13 protein-coding genes are annotated in these 22266 nt (G+C 61.1%); 3 read left to right on the top strand and 10 right to left on the bottom strand.

What is annotated here, in order from left to right:
* Positions 1-9: 9 nt before the first annotated feature.
* Genes ilvN through ilvD form a run of 3 tightly spaced genes read right to left on the bottom strand, consistent with a single transcriptional unit; the run spans position 10 to position 4125 of the window.
* On the bottom strand, positions 10-534 hold the full coding sequence (gene ilvN, locus BN5935_RS09540) for an acetolactate synthase small subunit (RefSeq protein ID WP_064975909.1): 525 nt from the start codon (positions 532-534) through the stop codon (positions 10-12).
* Positions 535-547: 13 nt separating this feature from the next.
* On the bottom strand, positions 548-2284 hold the full coding sequence (gene ilvB, locus BN5935_RS09545) for a biosynthetic-type acetolactate synthase large subunit (protein WP_064975910.1): 1737 nt from the start codon (positions 2282-2284) through the stop codon (positions 548-550).
* 14 nt (positions 2285-2298) lie between these two features.
* Positions 2299-4125, bottom strand: coding sequence for a dihydroxy-acid dehydratase (gene ilvD / locus BN5935_RS09550; RefSeq protein WP_064975911.1), 1827 nt, complete (start codon positions 4123-4125; stop codon positions 2299-2301).
* A gap of 788 nt (positions 4126-4913) precedes the next feature.
* Between ilvD and BN5935_RS09555 the strand changes: the two genes are divergently transcribed.
* The 3 genes from BN5935_RS09555 to BN5935_RS09565 all read left to right on the top strand — a co-directional run bounded on the left by BN5935_RS09555 (position 4914) and on the right by BN5935_RS09565 (position 8423).
* The gene (locus BN5935_RS09555) at positions 4914-5843 is read left to right on the top strand and encodes a homoserine kinase (protein ID WP_064975912.1); all 930 of its coding nucleotides are present in this window, start codon (positions 4914-4916) and stop codon (positions 5841-5843) included.
* 12 nt (positions 5844-5855) lie between these two features.
* Complete coding sequence (thrC, locus tag BN5935_RS09560; RefSeq protein WP_064975913.1) at positions 5856-7148, top strand: threonine synthase; 1293 nt, start codon at positions 5856-5858, stop codon at positions 7146-7148.
* 105 nt (positions 7149-7253) lie between these two features.
* The gene (locus tag BN5935_RS09565; protein WP_064975914.1) at positions 7254-8423 is read left to right on the top strand and encodes a hypothetical protein; all 1170 of its coding nucleotides are present in this window, start codon (positions 7254-7256) and stop codon (positions 8421-8423) included.
* A gap of 77 nt (positions 8424-8500) precedes the next feature.
* On the opposite strand, the gene BN5935_RS09570 is transcribed toward BN5935_RS09565, so the two are convergent.
* The 7 genes from BN5935_RS09570 to BN5935_RS09600 all read right to left on the bottom strand — a co-directional run bounded on the left by BN5935_RS09570 (position 8501) and on the right by BN5935_RS09600 (position 22258).
* Positions 8501-10657: a hypothetical protein gene (locus tag BN5935_RS09570; RefSeq protein ID WP_064975915.1), complete on the bottom strand. Its 2157-nt coding sequence runs from the start codon at positions 10655-10657 to the stop codon at positions 8501-8503.
* A 25-nt stretch (positions 10658-10682) separates the two neighbouring features.
* Positions 10683-14099, bottom strand: a complete 3417-nt coding sequence (locus tag BN5935_RS09575; protein ID WP_064975916.1) for a tetratricopeptide repeat protein — start codon at positions 14097-14099, stop codon at positions 10683-10685.
* Positions 14096-14389 carry a RyR domain-containing protein gene (locus tag BN5935_RS09580; RefSeq protein WP_064975917.1) on the bottom strand — a complete coding sequence of 98 codons (294 nt, stop codon included), beginning with the start codon at positions 14387-14389 and terminating at the stop codon, positions 14096-14098. The genes BN5935_RS09575 and BN5935_RS09580 overlap by 4 nt, the downstream gene beginning before the upstream one ends.
* A 189-nt stretch (positions 14390-14578) precedes the next feature.
* The gene (locus BN5935_RS09585; RefSeq protein ID WP_064975918.1) at positions 14579-16960 is read right to left on the bottom strand and encodes a beta-L-arabinofuranosidase domain-containing protein; all 2382 of its coding nucleotides are present in this window, start codon (positions 16958-16960) and stop codon (positions 14579-14581) included.
* A gap of 9 nt (positions 16961-16969) precedes the next feature.
* Positions 16970-18292: a glycoside hydrolase family 99-like domain-containing protein gene (locus BN5935_RS09590; RefSeq protein ID WP_064975919.1), complete on the bottom strand. Its 1323-nt coding sequence runs from the start codon at positions 18290-18292 to the stop codon at positions 16970-16972.
* Positions 18293-18304: 12 nt separating this feature from the next.
* Positions 18305-21244 carry a glycosyl hydrolase 115 family protein gene (locus tag BN5935_RS09595; protein WP_235821068.1) on the bottom strand — a complete coding sequence of 980 codons (2940 nt, stop codon included), beginning with the start codon at positions 21242-21244 and terminating at the stop codon, positions 18305-18307.
* A gap of 30 nt (positions 21245-21274) precedes the next feature.
* On the bottom strand, positions 21275-22258 hold the full coding sequence (locus BN5935_RS09600; protein ID WP_064975921.1) for a family 43 glycosylhydrolase: 984 nt from the start codon (positions 22256-22258) through the stop codon (positions 21275-21277).
* Between the last annotated feature and the right edge of the window lie 8 nt (positions 22259-22266).

Genomic DNA, 22266 nt, shown 5'->3' on the forward strand with positions numbered 1-22266 from the left:
TTCTGAAAATTATTCTGCGTTTCTCATGCGGTCCAGCTCTTCGAGGTACTCGTTCAGCAGCTCGCGCCGCGACTTGATGATGGCCACCGTGCCGCTGCGCACGAACTGCTGGACGCCGTAGGGCTGCAACAGGCGGAACAACGCCTGCGTGTCGGCCTTGTGCCCGGTCTTCTCGACGACGATGTAGTCCTCGTCGATCTCCAGAATGCGGACGTTGTGTTTGCGCACGAGCTGTTCGACGCCCCGGCTGCGAGTGACTTTGTAGAGGGCGATCTCCTGCTGCACTACCTCCTCGGGGGTGTAGACGAAGGTCTTCAGCACGTCGATCTTCTTCTCGACCTGCCGCACGAGCTTGTCGATCTGGTTGGGGTCGGTGCGGACGACGATCGTGAACTTGTGGATGCCCGGAAGTGCCGACTCGGAGGTCGTGAGGCTCTCGATGTTGACGTCGCGGCAGGTGAAGACCGTGGTGATCTGGCTCAGCAGGCCCACCTTGTTCTCCGAAAATACGGTGATGATGTACTCTTGTTCCATACGCTGTTTCGTTTTACTCGAACCGGATCTCCGCCACGGGGGCGCCGGCCGGGACCATCGGGAAAATGTTCTCTTCGCCCTCGACCCGCACCTCCAGCAGGAAGGCGCCCTCGGAGGCTTTCATCGCGGCGACGGCCTCGGCGAGCTCCTCGCGGCGTTCGACGAGGCGGTAGCTGATGTCGTTGCCGCGGGCGATGAGCCCGAAATCGGGGTTCGTCATCTCGGTGAAGGAGTAGCGGCGGTCGTAGAAAAGCTCCTGCCACTGCCGCACCATGCCGAGGAACGAGTTGTTCAGCAGGACGATCTTCACCGCGATGCGCGACTGGAAGATGGTCCCCAGCTCCTGAATGGTCATCTGCAGGCCGCCGTCGCCGGCGAAGAGCACCACCTCGCGGTCGGGAGCGCCCAGCTTGGCGCCGATGGCCGCCGGAAGCCCGAAACCCATCGTCCCGAGGCCGCCCGAGGTGATCATGCTGCGGCCGCGGCGGAATCCGAAATAACGCGCGGCGTTCATCTGCTGCTGGCCCACGTCGGTCACCAGCACGGCGTCGTTGTCGTAGGCCCGGGCCACGGCGTCGACCGCCTCGCCCATGCGGATGCGTCCCTCGCCGGGATGCACCGCCTTGCGGACGACGGCCTCGTATTCGATCCTGTCGCACTCCCGGAACTCCCCGATCCATGCGCTGTGGTCGCCCCGGCGGATGCGTTCGGTGAGCATCGGCAGCGCCTGCTTCGCGTCGCCCACGACGGGTACGTCGGCCGGAATGATCTTGCCGATCTCGGCGGGGTCGATCTCCAGATGGATCACCTTGGCATTCTCGCCGAAGTGGGCCGGGCATCCCGTCACGCGGTCATCGAAGCGCATGCCGACAGCCACGATCAGATCGCACTCCCGGTTCTTGATATTGGGCCCGTAGTTGCCGTGCATGCCCAGCATGCCCACATACTGCGGATAGTCGGACGGCAGGGCCGAGAGCCCCAGCAGCGTCGAGGCCGCGGGCATGCCGCTCTTTTCGAGGAAGGCCCGCAGCTCGGCTTCGGCGTTGCCCAGCGTCACGCCGTGGCCCACCATCACCAGCGGGCGGCGGGCGGCGTCGATCAGCCGGGCCGCCTCGGCGATGCGCTCCGCATCGGGTGCGGGCGAGGGAACGTAACTGCGGATGGAGGTGATCTTTTCGTAACGGAAGGGGGCGGTGCCGCACTGGGCGTCCTTGGTGATGTCCACCACGACGGGGCCCGGACGGCCCGTGCGGGCGATGTAGAAGGCTTTGGCGATGGCCGCGGGGATGTCTTCGGTACGCTTGACCTGACAGTTCCACTTGGTCACGGCCTGCGTGATACCGACGAAATTGGTCTCCTGAAAGGCGTCGGTGCCCAGCAGCGAGGAGCCGACCTGCCCGGTGACGAGCACCAGCGGCGTGGAGTCCATCAGCGCGTCGGCCAATCCCGTGACGGTGTTCGTGGCGCCGGGGCCCGAGGTCACGAGGCAGACACCGACCTGTCCGCTGACGCGGGCATAGCCCTGTGCGGCGTGTACGGCGCCCTGCTCGTGGCGGACGAGGATGTGGCGCAGGCGGTCGCGGTAGTCGTAAAGGGCGTCGTAGACGGGGATGATGGCGCCTCCGGGGTAGCCGAAAAGGGTGGTGACGCCTTCGTGGAGGAAGGACTCGATCAGGGCCTTCGATCCCGTGATCACGGGGTCGGAGGCCGGTCGTCGGTCTTCGGGACGGGACGGTTGAGAGGTATTCATAGCGGGTCCGGTTTTTATTCTTCGTTATCGTCGATGATGCGCACGGCGCCTTTGTCTGCCGAACTTACGAGCCGCGCATAGGCCCGCAGCGACGTCGGAATCCGGCGGTTGCGGTTTGCCGGACGGAACTGTCCCTGCGCGGCCATGCGGGCGGCTATTTCGGTGTCGTCGACCACAAGGCGGATCGAGCGGCGGGGGGTGTCGATCTCGATCTCATCGCCCGTGCGGGTGACGGCGGTCTCCCCGCCCGAGGCGGCCTCCGGCGAGACATGGCCGATCGAGAGCCCCGAGGTGCCGCCCGAGAAGCGGCCGTCGGTGATCAGTGCGCAGGCTTTGTCGAGTTTCTTCGATTTGAGGTACGACGTGGGATAGAGCATCTCCTGCATGCCCGGGCCGCCCTTGGGGCCTTCGTAGCGGATGACGACCGCTTCGCCCGGCTGCACCTCGTCGGCGAGAATGCCGTTCATGGCCTGCTCCTGCGATTCGTAGACCCGGGCCGGGCCGCGGAAGACGAAGAGTTTTTCGTCGACTCCGGCGGTCTTGACGACACAGCCCGAGCGGGCGATGTTGCCCGTCAGTACAGCCAGTCCCCCGTCGCGGAAATAGGCGTGCTCCGCGTCGCGGATGCAGCCTGCCGTGCGGTCGGTGTCGAGTTCGTCGTAATAGGAGTGCTGGGCGCCGAGTTCGCGGCTGTAATGGCCTGCCGGGGCGCTCAGCGCACGGCGGCGGGCCGTGTCGTCGGCCGTGGGGCTGAGGATGTCGCAGGCGGCGACGGCTTCGCCCAGCGTGCGTCCGTCGACGCGGGGAACCGACGTGTCGAGCAGTCCCGCGCGGCCGAGTTCGCCGAGGATGGCGAAGATGCCGCCGGCGCGGTTGACATCCTCGATATGGTAGTGGGAGTTGGGTGCGACCTTGCAGAGTACGGGAACCTGCCGCGAAAGGCGGTCGATGTCCTGCATCGTGAAATCAACGCCCGCTTCGTGCGCCACGGCCAGCAGGTGCAGGACCGTGTTGGTCGAGCCGCCCATGGCGATGTCGAGCGACATGGCGTTTTCGAAGGCGGTCTTGGTGGCGATCGAGCGCGGCAGGACCGAATCGTCGCCCATGAAATAGTAGCGTTCGGCGTTGCGGACGATGAGCGCCGCGGCATCCTCGAACAGCCGGCGGCGGTTGGCGTGCGTGGCGACGATCGTGCCGTTGCCCGGGAGCGAGAGGCCCAGCGCCTCGGTGAGGCAGTTCATCGAGTTGGCCGTGAACATTCCCGAACACGATCCGCAGCCGGGACAGGCGCAGCGCTCGATCTGGGCGATCTCCTCGTCGCTGTACGTTTCGTCGGCGCCCATGACCATGGCGTCGATCAGGTCGACGCCGCGGCCCCGGAACTTCCCGGCCTCCATCGGGCCGCCCGAGACGAAAACCGTCGGGATGTTGAGCCGCATGGCGGCCATCAGCATTCCGGGGGTGATCTTGTCGCAGTTGGAGATGCAGACCAGCGCGTCGACCTTGTGGGCCGAGGCCATGTATTCGACGCTGTCGGCGATGATTTCGCGCGAGGGCAGCGAGTAGAGCATGCCGTCGTGGCCCATGGCGATGCCGTCGTCGACGGCGATGGTGTTGAACTCCGCGGCGAAGCACCCGAGGGCTTCGATCCGCTGTTTGACGTATTGCCCGATTTCGTGCAGGTGCACATGGCCCGGCACGAGCTGGGTGAACGAATTGGCGATGCCGATGATCGGGCGGCCGAACTGTTCTTCGCGCATGCCGTTCGCCCGCCAGAGGCTCCGGGCTCCCGCCATCCGGCGGCCCGTCGTGGTGACGGCGCTTCTGAGTGTGTGTTTCATCTTTCCGTTACGGTTTCAGTCTGCGTTCCGGCTTGTGCCGGAAACAAAAAGGCCTTTCCCCCGGCGGGAGAAAGGCTTTATCTTTTCATCGATCATGCACGCCACCTTTCTCCCGTTATCTTCTAAGGACGACGAGGTGCAGGGTAATGACGATAATGATCGAATGAAGCATGGTCTGTTTTTTCGTATTCGTTACAGGACAAATATATGGATATTAAATTTTTTGAACAAATAATTTTCTAAAAATATTTAATATTATAACAGTCCGAAAGCAGATTTTCGGATCAGGTTCGCATCTGTTCGTGTTACGGGTGGTTTGCTTACGATCTGATACCCGATTTTTGGCCCCGAAATGCAGATTCGGGCCGTTTTTTGCCGGACGGGGCTTCCGAAGGCCCGTCGGGACTTTCATTTTTGATCTGCGAGAACTGTTTTGCGCCTTTTTGTGCCACTCCTATATATATAAAAAGCCCTTTAGGATTTTTCGGGACGGTATTACGAATTGTTACCCGGATTTGGATTTTTAAAATATTTGTTTTATATTTGCCGATGATGGTTACCAAACGGCATATCACGATGACTGGACGAGGTTGCGGATTTATCGGCAATCCCGGCGGTTGTGCGTATACCTTCACGACCACGACGACTACCACCACGACGACTACGACCCCTGTGGGGGTTCGATAGTCAATAATCCGTCCGCATACTCCGTATGCACTTCCGGCCAAGGCTGCCGGAGCGGAAAAAGATCAAGTTCACGGTAGTTAAATTCAACAAAGAAAATAGTTATGAAATATATTCGGGTTTTCGCGCCGGGAACGGTGGCGAATCTGGGTTGCGGTTTCGACGTGATGGGTCTGACGCTCGACGGCGTCGGCGATTTGCTGGAGATCGGTGCCGAAGAGGGTGCCGAAGGATTGGATATCCGCAACCTGAGCGGGATGAACCTTCCCGAAAACGTCGAGGACAATGTGATTACCCCCGCCCTGCGGGCCATGCTGGCGGCATACGGCCGCCCGGTGCGGATCGAGATCACGATGCTCAAGAAGATCGCTCCCGGGAGCGGCATCGGGTCGAGTGCGGCTTCGTCGGCTGCCGCTGTCTACGGGCTCAACGAACTGCTGGACCGCCCCTTCTCGGGCAAGGAGCTCGTGGAGTTTGCCATGATGGGCGAGGCGCTGATCGGCGGTACGCCCCATGCCGACAACGTGGGGCCTGCGGTGCTGGGCGGCGTGGTGCTGGTACGCGGTTACGAGCCGTTCGACATCGTCCGGCTGCCCGTGCCCGACAACTTCTTTTACGCCGTGGCGCATCCCGCCATCGTGGTCAGCACGAAGGATGCCCGCGAGGTGCTGCCGCGCGAGATTCCCTTGTCGAAGGCCATCACGCAGTGGGGTAATGTCGGCGGACTGGTGGCCGGGTTCGCGCTGCGCGACGTGGCGCTGATTGGTCGTTCGATGCACGACGCCGTCGTGGAACCCTACCGCAAGGGGTTCATTCCCGGGTACGATGAACTGAAAGAGCAGGTGCTGGCCGAAGGTGCGCTGGCGATGAACATTGCCGGGTCGGGACCGTCGGTCTTTGCGCTGGCGTCGGATTACGAGGTGGCGCAGCGAATTGCGGCGCAGATGAAACGGCATTTTCAGGACCGGCAGATCGGCTGCCATACCTATGCGGGGCGCGTGTCGAACGCCGGAGCGCGTGTCGTGGGACAATAAAAACACGGAACGATGAAATTTTACAGTACGAGAGATACGAAACGGGCCTGCGGCTGTTCATTGCGCGAGGCCGCGATGATGGGGCTGGCGCCCGACGGCGGGCTGTTCGTTCCCGAACGCATTCCGCAGGCCGACATGGCCGAGGTCGAACGGCTGGCGGAGAAGTCCTACGCCGCGATGGCGGGCTATCTGGCCGGACTTTTCTTCGGCGACGATTTCGATCCGCAGCTCCTGTGGCGGGAGTTGGAGGAGTTGTATGACTTTCCCGTGCCCCTGCGGGCCGTGGGGCGCGGACGCTATACGCTGGAGCTGTTCCACGGCCCGACCTGCGCCTTCAAGGATTTCGGCGCCGGGTTCATGGGCCGCGCGATCGGGATGCTGGGAGCTGCCGACGAACGGCTGGTGATCCTCACGGCCACCTCGGGCGACACGGGCAGCGCTGTGGCGCACGGGTTTCACAACGTGCCGGGCGTCGATGTCGTGGTGCTCTATCCCGAGGGGAAGATCAGCCGCCTGCAGGAGTGTCAGATGACGGCCCTCGGGGGCAATATCCATCCGCTGCGGGTTGCCGGAACGTTCGACGACTGCCAGCGGTTGGTGAAGGAGCTCTTCGCCGATGCGGAGTTCCGCAAGCGGCGGCGCGTGACGTCGGCCAATTCGATCAACCTCCTGCGGTGGATTCCTCAGGCGTTCTACTACTTTTACGGCTATTGCCAGTGGCGGCAGGCCGCGGGCGGCGACCGTCCCGTCGTCGTCGTGCCGAGCGGCAACTACGGCAATCTGGCCGCGGGGATGCTGGCCCGGCGCATGGGGCTGCCCGTCGGGGGCTTCGTGGCGGCGTCGAACGTCAACGACGTGGTTCCCGAGTTCCTCCGCACGGGCGTCTACCGCACGCGGCCGTCGGTGCGGACCCCGGCCAATGCGATGGATGTCGGCGCCCCGAGCAATTTCGAACGCATGCTGTGGCTCTGCGGCGGCGATCCCGAGGCCCTGCGAGCCGAACTGACAGGATTCCGCTGTGACGATGGCTGTATCCGCCGCACCATCGACGAGTTGTACGAGCGGCACGGCTATTTCTCCGACCCGCACAGCGCCGTCGGCTATGCCGCCTCGATGGCGGTCGGCAAACCGGGCTTTTACCTTTCGACGGCCCATCCCGCCAAGTTCGGGGAGGTTATCGCCTCGGTGACGGGCGCCCGGGCGCCGCTTCCCGAACGGCTCGGGGCGCTGCCCGGCCGCCCGCAGCATTCGGCCCCGCTTGCAGTCGCCCTGGGGGCTCTCGGGGCGTATGTCGAAAAGGTCTAAATATAAAATTTTCCCCGCCGAAACCGGCGGGGAAATTTTTTTTTTTTTTTTCGTCTTTTTTTGCTTTTGCTTTTATTTTTTTCGCCAAAGTAAAATAAACTACCGATGAATCTCAAACGTCTGCTTTCCTTTCTGATCGCTCCGCTGCTGTTGACGGCCTGCCCCGCGGGCGGTAACCGTGCGGATGCTCCCGATTTGGGCAAACTGCCCCGCACGATCCTTTCGGGCGAACAGGGCCCGTTCCATGTGCAGGGCATTGCCGTCGACCTCGACCGCGGCTACGTCTACCTCTCCTTTACGACCAAGTTGCTGAAGATGGACCTCGCGGGGAATCTCATAGGCAGCGTCGACGGCCTGACGGGGCATCTGGGATGCCTGACGAGGAACCCCGCGGACGGGCGTGTCTACGGTTCGTTGGAATACAAGGACGATGTGATCGGCAAAGGCATTCGCAAGACCCTCGACGGGGAGTCGGAAGGGGTGGACCAGACGGGATTCTACATCGCCATATTCGATGCGGACCGCATCACGCGGCCCGACATGGATGCGGAGAGAGACAGCGTGATGACGGCCGTCTATATCAAGGAGGCCGTCGACGACTATTTTGCGGAGGCGGAGAACGGCGGGCAGACGGTCGCACACCGTTTCGGCTGTTCGGGCATCGACGGCGTGACCTTTGCGCCCCGCTTCGGCAGCGGGGAGAAGGGCGATTGTCTCTATGTGGCTTACGGTATTTACGGCGATACGCTGCGCACGGACAACGATTATCAGGTGCTGCTGGCTTACGACACGAAGGAGTGGAAACGCTACGAACAGCCCCTTTCGCAGGCGAACCTGCACAAGAGCGGTCCCGCGGCGCCCGATCATAAATATTTCGTCCGCACGGGCAACACCTCTTGGGGTATTCAGAATCTGGCTTACGATCCCGCTTCGGGCAACCTCTATGCGGCGGTTTACAAAGGTAAGAAATCCCGATACCCCAATTATTCGCTTTTTGTGATCGACGGCGGGAAGCCCGCCCGCAAGGAGGCGTTGCAGGGTTTCGACACGCTGACGGAGGGCGAGGTGCTCTCGCTGGTGCAGACGGGGGATTCCGTCGACAGCATTGGCGGCTGGGATTTCAAATGGGGTTCGACGGGGCTGTGTCCGCTGGGCGGAGGCTATTTCTACATCTCCGAGAACGCGCGTTCGAAGGAGACCCGCCAGCAGCGTACGACCGTCCGTCTGTACGAATGGACGGGCGATGCCGACACCCCGTTCCGGGCGGTCGAATAGCGATTCTTCCGGATACAAAAAATTCCCGGCGGCTCGTTCACAGAGCCGCCGGGTTCGTTTGAGGGGGCATTGCCCGGTCAGTCCAGCGTCGACGGACCGAGGTCGAGGATCTTTTTCATGTTTACGATCACATCCCGGTCTTTGTCCTTCTCTTTTTCCGGCAGGTCCTTGAACGGGACGATCGACCAGTGCAGTTTGAAGCAGTCGATGTCCTTCAGCCGCTCGGCGCAGGTGTTCCGGTAACCGATGATGCTGCGGTCGGCGCACCAGCGGCGGTGCTCCATCTCGTGGAGCGCGGAATGTCCCGCATAGCGCTGGTAGATGCCGTACATTTCGGTCTGGTAGCGGTTCGAGAAACGGAAATCCTCGCTGGTCAGGTACCATAACAGCCGGGCCGTGCGTTCGGCCTCGGCCCGGTGCGCGGGCATTGCCGCGAGGTCGAGGATGTCGGTCCCCGCCAGTCCGTGTGCCTTGAGATATTCCGCATGGGCGTCGTAAACGGGGCGTTTGGCGCTGCCTGCGCCGGGCGCGTATTTGAGGTCGTAGTAGGCGTTGACCCACATGGCGGCGGTCTCGTCCAGCAGGTGGCGGCCGATGCCGTCGGTGAGCATGCCGAAGACCTTTACATGCCTGAATTTGCGTTTATCGGCGTCGAGTATCTCGCCGATGCCTTGCTGCAACTCCTGACGGATCAGGATGCGGACGTTGTCGTTGTTCCCGGCGATACAGCCCTCCGGTTCCCAGCCGATGGTGTAGTAGGCCTCCTCGGGGAGGCTCAGACCCGTCGAGAGGCTCAGGTCGGGGTCTTGCAGGCATATGGCGATCGTCACCAGCTCCCGGCCGTCGGTCGCGGCCGCGGCGATCATCTCCCGCACGGCGGTGTCCTCGACACGGCCCTTGACGTATTCGATCCCGATGTCGCCGATCTGTTCCAGATAGGGATATTGGGAGCGGAACTGCGGCAGCAGGTCGTCCATCGCCTTGTCGATCACGGTGATGCGGGTCCGGTTGGCGCCTGTCCGCTCGTCGTAGTTGGGGTAGTGGCACAGGCGCAGCGCCTCGAGCAGCAGGGCGCGCCCCATGCGGTTGAATCCCACGATGATGAGGTGGACGTGGCGGCCGTCGCGGTCGAGCGGCCGGAAGTCGAGGTCCGCGTAATCGGCCTTTTTGTAATGGCCCCACAGCAGCCGCGCCCAGTTCTCGTAAAAATTGAAGGGGCGGAAATAAATGACGCTCTTGCCGTCGCCGCCGGCGATGAATTCCGCGGGCAGGGCGAGTTTCTGGATGATGGAGTAGGAGGCCGGGCGGTCGAACTGCACGTTGACCGTCAGCGGCGTTTTCGTCTCCCCGCGCAGTTCGCGGACGATTCGCACGCACTCGAGGTTCTTCGAATCGCGGCCGTACTCCTCCCGCTCGCCCAGAATGTAGACCTCGCGGGCGGTGTCGATGTTGAGTTTGGCGAGGTGCTCCCGGGATTCGATGTTGCCCGCGTAGAGGATCACCTTCCGCTCCAGTTCGGGAGGCAGCTGTGACTGGATGCGGGCCCGCACGCAGGGGATGTCCTGATTGGTCAGCATGACGATCTTGGGCAGCCTGTCGGCCGGGCGTTTTCCGGTTTTCGGGAGCCGCTCCGCCTCGTGGCGGAAGATGTTGAGTAGCAGGCAGACCGAGATTTCGCCGTAGCCGATGATTACATAGTGGTCGCGGATGCCGGGGTAATTCACCAGTCCCCGTTCGACGCCGTCCACACGGCGTTCGACGATGTTCGACAGCGTGGTGATGAGCAATCCTCCGAGCAAAACCATGCCCGCCAGCGAGATCAGCAGCATGAATCCCTGCACGGCGGGGGTTTCGTCGTCGTTCAGGTAGCCCGGGTCGAGAAAGTGGTAGATCACTCCCCGTGCCTTGCCCCACCCGTCCTCGTGGGTGAGGATCGAGCAGTCGGACCAGATCGCCAGCAGGATGCAGACTCCGACCACGACCACGATGACCGTGACGAAGCTGACCAGTTGGTAGCGGATGCCGCCCGAGATGATGTGGTCGAAATACTCCATCCAGTTGCGGCGGTAGGCGGGGCGCCGCTGCCAGAGCCATACGGCGGCGAAGGTCACGGCCGCAATGGCCGCCAGCGCCAGCCACCACGGGGCGTGCAGAAAGACGGCGGTCAGGATGAGGACCGCCAGACCGCAGACCGCTGCGAACCGGATGCGGGTTGTTCGTTGTGAGTGCTGCATAGAGGTTGTCGTTTGAGGTAGTTGTTTAAATCCGGAATCCCTCCGCGAGTTCGGGCCGCCCCGTCCGCGTATAGAGGACGATGAGGTTGTCGCAGACGGATTTGAGCTGGTCGTAATAGGCATCTTCGTCGGACTGATACAGGGCCATCGCCAGATCGAATGCCGCGAGGAACATGTTCTCGGCCTCGCCGTAATTCTCCGCATAGCTCAGAATGATTCCTAAGCGGTTCAGTGCGACGAGTTTCTGGTCTGCTTGGTCGTCGTATTCGTCGTATTCGTTTTCGAGCTCCTCGCAGAGTTCCAGTACTTCTATATAGCCGTTTGCGGCGGAGGTGTACTCTCTGGCTTCATAATAGGTGTCGGCCAGCGCCATGCGGTAGCCGATCGAGTGGTTCAGCGACATGACGAGCACCTCCCCGAGGTCGGGGATCGGGGCTTTGTCCCTGCGGAGGCCGCGGAGAATATCGACGGCCTGTGCGTCGGAGGCGACGGCGGCTTCGAAATCGCGTCGGTTGTAGTAGAGCGAGGCGCGGTTCTGCAGGGTTTTGGCGATCGTCGTCAGCAGGTCGATGTTGTCGCCGGGGTAGCTGCCGTCCTCCTGCCGGACGAGCGCCAACGCTTCGTCGTAGCACCGGAGCGCCTTGTCGAACTGCTGCCGCATGGTATGGGTCAGTCCCAGTTCGAACAGCGCGTCGACCATCGGCGCGGGGTCCGGGGCGATCTTCGCCAGCTCCCGCTCGATCGTCAGTATCTCCTCGTAACGCCGCTGCGAGAGGTCGTGACGCTCCATTTCGCGGTACATCAGTCCGCTGTTTTCGAGCGTTTCCAGCAGGCTGTACCGTGCGGCGGGATTGGCCGCCACCAGTTGACGCCACATGTTCAGTGCCTCATTGTACTCCTGCTCGGCCTCTTCGAAGCGGCCCATCTCCTCCCAATGGAGGTTTGCCAGATTGCTCAGGTATTGCGCGATAAACCCCTTATAGCGGGGACCCCGCTTGACGGTCGCCTCAAGTGTGACCAACGCTTCGCGGATCAACTGTTCGGCGAGGTCGATGCGCTCGGTCTTCATGCACAGCACGGCCAGATTCGACATCGTGGCGCTCGCGGCCTGAAGACCCTTGTCGCTGCCTGCCGTCATTTCGCGGGCTGTGCGGATAGCCTCCCGGTACATCGCCTCCGCCTGTTCGAACTCTTCGTTTTCCTCGAGTGTCCAGCCCATGCTGTCAAGCAACTTGTAAAGTTTGGGTGCGTGGGCCTGCGGGTCTTCGGCCGCAAGACGCCGTGCGATTCCGAGCGCCTCCCCGAGAGTCGCCTTTGACGATTCCGGTTCACCGGCGGCGCGATGAGCTTCTCCCAGCGCGGTCATTGCATCGACCAGCTCGGCTTCGAATTCCGGGTTGCGGGTTGCCGCCTTGCGGCCGATTTCGACTGCCCGGCGGATGAACTCCGGATAGTTGCCCCGGTATTCGGTCAGTTCGGAGCGGATGAGGTCGTCCACCGAGAAAAGGAATCGCGCCCGCAGTTCGTCCTCCTCCGGAAGCGCGGTGTTCAGGTAGGCTTCCGGCGAATAGCGTCCCGTTTCCAGCAGCGTCCGCCAGTAACGGCCCAGCATCTCCTGATCCTTTGCATTGTAATAGTTGAAGGCGTCGTAATCCGTCAGCAGGGCGTACATCTCGTCGGTCATCCCGGCTTCGTGGTATTGGTGGGCCAACTCGTCGTAGATGCGGCCTTGTTCGCTGTGCCCGAGCGGATTGTCGTCGGTCATATAGGCGATGATCCGCTCCCGGCAGGCGCGTATGTCCGCTTCGCGCGACAGGTATTTGCTCCGGACTGCATTGCGCAGGTAGCGGTGGGAGAACTGCACGAGGCCGTTCTTCACCGTGAAATGCCCCGCGAATGCGCAGTAGAACTGCGACCATTCGAGCTGCCGGATACCGCTGATCCCGAGCAGCTCGGGTTCGCTCAGACCGGCCCGGGAGAGGGCGATCAGCGCGAGCGTGTCACGCACGAGCTGTGCCCCGTAATCCTCCTCGGCGCGCAGCAGTACCCGCTGGAAAAACTCGTCGGGGTTCGCGGCGTCGAGGTAACGGTCGATTCGCCGGTCGAGCTGTTCGTGGATACCGAAGCTCACCAACTCGTCGAGCAGCGTGCGGAGTACCAGCGTATTGCGCATTACGGACGCCGTGACGATCCGGTCGGTCTGCCCGGGCGTCAGCGACTTGCCGTACTGCCGGAGATGGTCGTCGATGAGCTTCCGGCGCTGCGCCTCGTCGAGCGGACGGACGGAATGGTCGGGATATCCCCGGCGGCGGAGCACCGAGGCCGTGGCGTCGTCTTCCCGCGTCGAGAGGAGTATTTTGACTCCTTCGGGAGCCTCGGGCAGCCAGTTGAGCAGTTTGGCATTTCGCTCGTCGGCGAGCTGGTCGATGCCGTCGAGTACGAGCAACAGCGGTTTGCGGCTTCCGGCCTCCGCCAGCAGCTCCTGAAAGCTCTTTTCGGGGTTCCGGTCGCCGTGTCCGTCGTTTTCGATGGCATAGAGATCGCGGATTTCGGCGTTCAGCCGGCCGAGGATGCGCCGGTAGTCGCCTTCGGCTCCGGAGTTCCCGACGAAATGGTAGATGATGTTGCGGGCGGGGTTCTTGCCGATGCCGTCGATCCAGTTGGCGATCAACGCGCTTTTGCCCATGCCGCTCTGTCCCGTGACGAAAAGCTGGCGGCGGTCGTCGTGCAGAAATGTATCGAGGGCCTCGAAATCTTTTTCGTTGCGGACATAGGTTCCGCAGCGGCTTCTGAGGAAAGCCCGCTGCGCCAGACGTTCCGCTTCCAACGGTGAGAGCTCACCCTGCGGAAAGAGCCGGTCGAGCAACTCGTCGAAGGCCGCCTCGACCTGCCGGCCCAGTTGCTCCGGGTCCCCGTATTCCGCATGGGGATAGCGCGGGTGGTTCCGGATCGCGTCTTTGAGCCGGCGAAGCCGTTCGTCCGATTCGTCGCTGCCTTTTTTCAGGAAGAAATAGGCGTTGACGGGTTCCGGACTGCGCAGTACGCCGTACTGCATCTCGATTTCGGTGATGCTGACGCCCCGTTGCAGCTCCTCTCCGAGCCACGGATAACGCTCTTCGAGGAGCGTGTCTTTACCCAGTTCCCGCCGGTCGGGGCACCAGCCGTAGCGGTCGCCCAGCAGTCCGATGAAGAAGGGCCGCGAGTTGTCGATCTCGTTCAGGCATATCTGTACGACCCGCCCGCTCTTGGATTCCTCCTCGGTGATGCCCCAGCGCAGGTCGAGTTCGACCAGCGACACGTCGCGCCGGGCGGCTTTCCTGCGCAGCAGCGGGAAAACCCGGGTCATCAGGTAGTCCCGCTCGGCCTGCATGTCCCGGAAGGTCGAGGAGATGAAGACGCGGATCTGGCGGTTCTCGATCAGGTTGTTGGCGGCAGGGATCATTTGGGTTCGATTTTGAATCCGAGTTTGAGGATCAGCCGGATGGTCTCGACGGCCGTGTTTCGGTCGTATTCGCGCTCGGCCTCGGGCAATTCTTCGTAGGGAATCAGGCAGGGATGCTTCTTCGTGGCGTCGTCGCGTTCGGGCCCGTAGCTCCATCCCTGCGCGATGCGGGTCTGGGCCCAGACTTCGTGGACGTTGCGGGCCATCTGTTCGGTGAGTTCCTGCAGTGCTTTCGGGAGCACGATCTCCGACGTGTCCATCGGCGCAGGGCGGTATTCGTTCGTGTGCATAGTGTGTGCGTTATGGTTCTGTTCCGGATGACAGGATTGTCTGTCGGGATGTAAATTTAATAAAAAAATGGCAGATGTCCGGATTTCCTTTAAACTACGATCGTAAAATATCGGAAAGCACGCTTCCCGGCGCAATTTCGATGCGCAGAAAAGCGTGCTTTTGCAGGGCCGGTTCGCGGCCGGTTTTCTCTATTCGGTCTTTTTCAGGAATGGATAGCAGGTGAAATTTTCATCGGCGATCCGGTAGTAGGGCACATATTCGATGCCGGGGTCGGCGCACTCCACTTTGAACCGCAGCGGGTCGCCGCCCTCCGATTTCAGTTTTGACGGCAGTTCCGATGCGGAGACCGGAATATCGAGAAATCCCTTCTCTTCGGAGGGCCCCATAGCCGCCATCAGCAGCGGGCCGTATTCCAGCGCATAAGCCTCAGTACCCTTGAAACCTTCGGCCGTGCCGTTGTATTTGGTCAGGCGGAAGCCGACGGGCAGCGTGAAAGCGATCACGTCACCCTTTTTCCAGTTTCGTTTCAGCGCAAGGTAGCTGCCCGGCCGTCCGGTTCCCGCCGGCTTCCCGTTGACGGTCACCTGCATGGGCGCATTGGCCCACTGCGGGACGCGTATGCGTATGTTGCTGTACGCTTTTCCGTTTTGAGGCGATACGGTTAGCTTCACACTCGGATTTTCGGGGAATGCGGTCTGCATTCGAACTGCTATTTTGCCGCCATCGGTCTGCGCCCATTCGATCGAGGAATCGTTGAAGAGGTTGACGTATACGCCGTCATCGGCTATCGAGTAAATGAACTCAGGCAGAGCCCCGAACCAGCGCGTCCCCTGACCTTCGCAGCAGGTGTTGTGGTTCTCACCCCGGTTTTTGTGGCCCACGAGCATGGCGTGGTAGATGATGCTGCCGTCTTGGGTCTGATTGGCGATCCCGACATTGTAAATCGATTTCTCGATCTCGTTCGCGTATTTTTCCTCGTCGGGGAAAACGGCGTGAAGCTGCTGGTTGAGGAACGACCAGAACGAGTTGCCGCAGAGCTCTCCCGTTCCCAGTCGCAGCAGGTAGGATTTGGGCGGGTATTCGAGTTTTTCGCAGATGCTGATGCTGCCGCCCGTGTGCTGGAAATAGTCGTGGTAGATGTCCCAGCCGCCCAGTACGGCTTCCAGATAACGCTCCTCGCCGGTGGCCATGTACATGTCCATGTAGGCGTTCAGGGTGACGATCAGGTAACAGTGGGGACGGTCGTAGGGGATTTTCCAGATGGCATCCACATCCCTGTCGGCCAGTTGGTCCATCCAGAAATTCTCTTGGTAGTAACGTTGGGCGACCTGAATGTCGAGGGGCTTGCCTACCGGAGTGTGGTAGAGGCGGGTGCTGGGGATGATACCCTGACGACCGAATGCCCCGCGGCGCACCAGTTCGGGCAGGTAGGGGCAGGTGTTGAACCAGTCGTAGAATTTGCGCAGCATGGGATAAGCCTTGGTGTTCCCGGCGATGGCGGCTTCGAGCAGCCCCTGCGAGACCCATGAGCGGCAATAGCCGCCGTATTCGAAGACCAGAATTTCGTTTTCGGGATACCCGACCAGATAGCCGTTCGGTTCGGCACACTCCTCGATGCCGTCCACGAGTTGGTTCATCCGTTTGCGCAGTTCGGGATCGTCTTTCCAGCGAAGCTGGTTGCCGGAACCCATCAGGAAGCGCCCTGCGACAGACCCCGGCAGGTATTTGAGCCACTCGATGTCGATGTCGCGGTCTTTCTTTTCAGGGACGGGCTTGCCGGCGCGGAGGCGGAAGTCCCGCAGCATGTCGTTGACAGAGAACGAGGTGAGCAGATAATGGGCGTTGCGGTCCATGACCTCGCCGAACAGTCCGCCGACCCTGACCCCTTTGCGCGGGACGCGGAGTTCCGCCTTGACGGGGCGCCACGAATCGGGCGACGTGACATTTTCCGGGCAGTCCAGTACGGCGAATTCACCCATCGGACGCGGGGCCCGCAGTAATTGGTGTTTGCCCAGATAACCCCGGCCGGAGTCGCTGAGCGTGCGTCCCTCGGCAACATCCCTGCCGCCCGAGATCACTTCGAAGCGCCACAGATCGAACGAATATTTTTTCTGGAACTCGGGCAGTTTGGTGACCGTCAGCCGCACATAGCGGCCTGAAACCGGTTCGGACGGGGCATAGGAATCCACCTTGTCGACGATTGTGACTTCATAATCCTGTCCCGTCTGGTCGGAGATCAGGCGCGGGTTGGCGAAGGCTTCGTTGTCGGCCGCTTCGAGCTTGAAGCGTACCGGAAATCGGGGGCGCCATACGGCCAGCCACCAGTCCCAGATGACCGGATAGAGTTTTACCTGTTCGATGGGATAGGAACGTCCCAGATCGACCTGCATCCAGCAGGTGTCGGCCGGGGAGTCGGCAGGTACAGAACTGTAAACCGAATAGTTGGCCAGTTTGGCGATGCGTTCCACGCCCATAGGGCCCCCTTTCAGGTCGGGCGCCTCCTGTGCCGGAGCCGTACAGACGGCTCCGGCCAGCAGTGCGGCGCAGATAAACAGTGTTGTTTTCTTCATTGTTCCGGATTATTTGCCGTGGCTGTTATGCAGGTCTTTCTTGCCCACGGCTTCGCCCAATGCGTCGAGCATGCCGTATCCGAAGCGATTGTCGGGCAGCAGATAATGGCCTTCGCTCCACTCGTTGAAGCAGGCGATGGTGACGAAGCGCGGTACGTCGGGGTGGCGGTTCAGGTAGGCGAACGACGACTGTACGAAGGCTTTGAACGCTGCCGGGCTCTCGTTGACGAATATCGTGCATCCGGGCCATTTCGTGCGGTCGGGGGTTGCGGGGCGATTGGCAGGGGCGATGTAACGGGGCGTGGAGTCCCATCCGGCGCCGATAGCCGGCACATAGGGAACCTGATGGGTTTCATAACCCTCGTCCCAGACCTTGAACGCTACGTCGGCTGCGGCAACGCCGTAGTCGGGCAGTTCGATCTCTTTGGACTGGTAGCGGCCTGCGATCCAGTCCAGCGGATTGTAGGAGCCGGACGTATTGTATCCGGCCTCTTTGTTGTGCCCGGAGGTGAATCCCGTGATGTGAAAATGGATGCCGGGGTGTCCCAGTTTTCCGGCCAGCTCGCGCAGCTCGGTGAAGAGTTTCCGAACACCCTCCTGCCCGAGCTTCTGCTCCAGCCGGCGGGCATCCCAGATGCAGATGACCGGTTTGCCGTCGATCTTCCAGTAATTCGACTGGTTGAAATAGCGGGTTACGATATAGGAAAGACTGCGGAAAGCTTCTTCATAGGAGAAATCCGGGGCGTCGAAACTGGGCGGATAGGCATTCTGACCGTTGGTTTGCTTCGTCGGATAAAGGATATACCACGGGTGGTTGGTCCACATACAGGCGAATTTCACGTCGTTCGTATTTTTTGCCTCGAGGAATCCCTCCTCCAACGCTTCGTGCAGGCAGGGCTTGCCGTCATACCAATACCAGTCCCACAGCAGTACGTCGATACCGCTGCTCTTACAAAGCCTGTTGTAAACCTCCCACGTCGAGGGCAGGCTCTCGTCCAGTTCACCCAGCAGGGGTGTCCGGGGCTGCTGATGTCCTTCGAACCAAGGGCGTGCGCTTCGGATGAGGTTGTATTCGGTCCATCCGGGGGCGTAAATTTTGTTATGAAGCGCCGAGGCGTGGTAGTTGGGGAATACATAGGCCGCAATTTCCATTCCTTCAGGCTTTTGGAGCAGTGCCGGGTCCCCCACGAGGGTTTCAAGGTCGTCGGGAAGGCGGTAGACCGGAGCCTGCCGGTCTCTGCCGGCTTTTTTCTGGGCGGAGGCGGTGAAGGATGCGGCGGTCAGGCACATCAGGAAAAACAGGATTCTCGTCACGGTCAAAGACTTTTTCATGGGTGCTCGCGATTATTTTTCAGATTCGGTTTTCGGGTCGACTTTGGTCGGCCGGGGACCCATATAGGAGTATTTCATGCCGCCGAAATCGATCACGATCTTCTGGATCATCATGCCCGGATGGGCGGCGAAGATGCGGACGGTGTGCTTGCCCGGTTCGGAGATCATGTGCGAGGTCTTGTTGATGCGGCAGTTGCGCATGATGCTCTGTATCCAGAGCGTACTGTAATAGGGTGCTCCGGCTTCGGGCAGGTAAACGGGGCTCTTGTCTACCATGACGCCGTAGCGTGTGCCGTGCTCGTTGTCGAGCGGAAAGAGCGGGACCATGTAGGTGTAAACGTCGACGGGACCCGTGGTGAAGGAGTAGAAATCGTACTCGATCATCGGATAGCGGTTCAGCGGTGCCGGCGCCACATAATTCGAGGTCAGCTCGAGGCTGGGGTAGAAATCGGCCTTGGCGAAGGGATCGCCCAGTTGCACGACGGTATCCTCGAATCCGTAGCGGGCGATCTTGTCGAATCGGATACCGTGGCGTTCGAATTTGCGGTGGAAACCTGCGGCGTCGATCGATACCACGCCGTTATCCTCGACATAGAGGCCGGTCAGGCTGTCGCGGACGATCTCGGCGGGATTGAATGCCGAGACGTATACCGTTTTCTCCGCTCCGGCGCCTTTGAAGACGATCCGGGCGCTGAGGCTGCGCCCCTTGGGAGCCTTATCCCAGTCGACCGAAACGTTCACCCGCTGTTCGTAGGGGGTGCTGCCGGCTGTCTTGTCGAGTTTGATCCACGTTTCGGACGGTTGTGCGTTCCATTTCAGTTCACCGAGGCCCGTGTTGAACACATCGACGTAATAGGACTTGTCGGTGAAAGGGTTGAAGGCGGGCAGCGTGTGGAGATTGCTCATCCCGGTGTGGAGCGTTTCGCTCTCGGCGTGAATGCCCAGTCCCGGTGCGGCCGCAGGTTCGACTTTCTTCGTAGGCGGGACGTAGATGTCGCCCCAGCCGCCTTGGGCCAGCGTCATCATGTAACGCCATTTGCCGTCCTTGAGCTCGTTGTAATCCTTCGTGATCTTCCGCAGTTCACCGATGGCCGCGTTCACGCGCTCCCGGACCTGATTGGCCGAGACACGTCCCTGTGCCGCGTACCAACGGTTGCGCTGGGCTTCGAGGATGGCGATGTTGAGCAGCGCGGCACCTTTGACCGGATAGTATACCAGTTGGAAGAAACCCGGTTTGGAGGCTTCGTCCAACTGCGCATAGATCGCGTCGGCCTCGGCCGAGATGGCTGCGTAACGGGCCGTACGCCGTTCGGCTTCGTGGTAGTTGTCCTCGGCGAAATGCTGCTCGAGATGGTGCTGCATGTGTTCGGGTTTGCGGGCGAAGGCGAGGCTGAAATACTCGTCGAAGATATGCTGCAGGGCGTCACGATGTTGTGCGCCGAAGTATTTCGACAGCGTATTCGCGTAGTAGAACCCGACGTTCTCCACCGTGAAGGCGTCGATGTCCCATGCCATGTCGAGGAAGAGTGAAAGGGCGTTTTCGGCGGGTTTGATGTCGCCCACGTTGGCGAGCCAGATGCGGTCGGCCGTGGTGTCGTAGGCTCTTTTCAGTTCGGTGTACATCTGTACCGGGGGATTGGTGTTGATCCACAGGAAGTTCATCGGGGGACCCCAGTACGAGAGGTGGTAGTAGACGCCCGAACGCCCGCTGCGTTTCTGCTCTTCGGCATTGCTCAGTCGCTTCATATAGCCGAAATCGTCGTCGCCCCAGACGATGGTCACGTCGTCGGGGAGCTTCATGCCGTGTTCGTAGGTGTGCAGCACCTCCTTGTAGGGGGTGAAGGCCTGCGGGATCTGGTCGGCGGGTTTGCCGAGCACGTCGCTCAGCATCTGCCGCTGGTCGTCGAAGACCTTTTCGAGTACGCGGGCCTGCTCTTCGAGGGTCAGGTTGCCCGCCATCACGGCGTCATGGATGCCGCGCATCGCCAGCGTATAGACGTTCTCATAGACACCGTTCTCTTCGACCCGTTTGCGCAGCACCTTGTTGATGCCCTCCTTGTTGGTGACATAGTTCCATTCGCCCATCGTCTTGCGGTCCCATTCGCTGGCGTTGTTGAACAGCAGGGGCTCGCAGTGTACCGATCCCATGACGATCGCCAGACTGTCGGCGACCAGTTTGTTGTCGGGATAGTAGTTGAACGCCTTGGTACAGGAGTGCATGGCCGGGCAGAGGTAGTTGCCCTTCATGCGCAGGAGCAGTTCGCAGATCTTCGAGTAGGTCTTGGGGCCGATGTCTCCCAACTCGGGTTCGAAAGTTTTGGCGGCCCAAGGCTTGAGTCCGAAATCTTCGTCGTTGATGAACAGACCGCGGTATTTGACCGACGGTTCTTTCGAACGGTAGGACTTCACGTCCAGCGTGAGGCGGTCCTTTTGTGCCACGGGAACGTCGGCCCACCAGTACCACGGGCTTACGCCGATGGCCTCCGATACGGAGAATACACCGTAGGCGGTGCCCCGGCGGTCGGACCCGGCGATGACCAATGCTTTGCGGATGCCGGCGGCGGGGCGTTCCACGACCTCGACGGCATATTGCTCCCAGCCGCCCCTGATCTTGTCCACGTTCAGGCGGCCTTCGGACACCAGTCTGTCGATCAGACTGTTGTGTCCCAGCGTGCCGATCACTACGATCGCTGTCTCTTTGGCTGCGGGCAGCGCTTGGACGGTGGCGTTGCGGCCCGTCACCAGCCCGATGTCCTGTGAAAGAAACCCGGCGGCACGTTTCACTACCTCGAAGTCTCTGTCGTCGTAATAGAGGGTCGCCCCGGAGTTCTTGCCGGCCAGCAGGAACTGGCTGCCGGCGGTTTTCCCCGTTGCAAGGGAAATTTGCGCAATCGCTCCGGCAACCCCGCATACGGAGAGCAGCGCTGCCAGAAACATCGTTCTAACACACATTCTTGTCATGTCGTTTTCAGGTTTTATGGTTTAAAAAAGGGGAGTCGGTTGCGGAGTATCCGAAGGGTGTCCATTGCGGACCGTCGGCCATCCGTCGACCCACTCGATCTTGTCGAGCAGCAGTTTGCGGCCCCGCGGGTCGCGGGAATCCACGGCGTGATAGAGCAGCCAGTCGTCGCCCGCCTTGTCGGTGATGATGTCGGAGTTGTGTCCGGGGCCTGCGAACCGGTCGCTGCGCCGGATGACCACCTCGTAGCCGTTGTCGAGCATCCCTTTCCCAGACTTGTCGGTATAGGGGCCCATCAGGCTGCGGGAGCGGCCGACGACGGTGGTGTAGGTGCTGTTGAGCCCTTCGCAGCAGGAGCCGATCGAGGCGAAAAGATAGTAGTAGCCGTCCCGTTTGTGGATGTAGGTCGCTTCGAAAGCCCCTCCGGCAATCTGCTTCGGCTCGCTGCCCGCTTTCACGGCCAGTCCGTCTTTGGTGAGTTCCACGGCATAAATGCCCCAGAAACTGCCCCAGAAAAGGTAGTTGCGGCCCCTTTCGCGCACGAATTCCGGGTCGATGGAGTTGAACACGCCGATCGTGTTGCTGCGGAACAGGGGGCCGTGGTCCTTGAAAGGTCCCTGCGGGTTGTCCGCCGTCGCCACGCCGATGCCGCACGTTTTGCTTCCGCCCCAGTAGGACATCGAGTAGTAAAGCAGGTAGTTCTTCTTCAGCCGGTTGATGTCGGGTGCCCAGAGCCCGCCCTTGGGTTCGAACGTGGGACGGGTCTCCTTGCTGAAGGCCGCGCCGACGCGCTCCCAGTTCACCAAGTCGAAAGAACGGACGATGGGGATGCTGTAACCGTGGCCTTCCGTGGCGTAGAGATAAAAAGAACCGTCGTCGGCGCAGATCACCGTGGGATCGGGCATGTCGAAGTCCATGACCGGATTGGTGTAGGTGTTCTGGGCCCGGGCGCTGGGCGAAAGGAGAAAGAGGCCGCAGAGGGGCAGTATTTTGAGGAGTTTCTTCATCGGGTTTT

Source organism: Alistipes provencensis, assembly GCF_900083545.1.
Lineage (GTDB): Bacteria > Bacteroidota > Bacteroidia > Bacteroidales > Rikenellaceae > Alistipes > Alistipes provencensis.